1 pseudogene is annotated in these 223 nt (G+C 63.7%); it reads left to right on the top strand.

Annotated elements, in window-relative coordinates:
* Nucleotides 1–223 (top strand): annotated as a pseudogene (locus E4K09_RS24030) (extracellular solute-binding protein); the annotation flags it as partial.

Raw genomic sequence — 223 nt, 5'->3', positions numbered from 1 at the left:
GGCATGCCCGGCCAGCCGATGCACTACGTCGTGCCGGCCAAGAGCGCGAACAAGGAGCTCGCCGAGAAATTCGTGGCCCTCGCCACGAGCCCGAAGGTGCAGGCCGAGGGACTCGTCAAGCGCTTCAACTGGTATCCGGGCATCGATGCCCAGCATGTTCAGGCGAATCTCGACAAGGAGACCTGGGCCAAGCTCTTCACGGATATCTCGCCCGAGGAGCTGG

This window comes from Microvirga pakistanensis (genome assembly GCF_004458765.1).
In the GTDB taxonomy this organism is placed as follows: Bacteria; Pseudomonadota; Alphaproteobacteria; order Rhizobiales; family Beijerinckiaceae; genus Microvirga; species Microvirga pakistanensis.
This window is presented reverse-complemented; position numbering and strand designations above follow the sequence as displayed.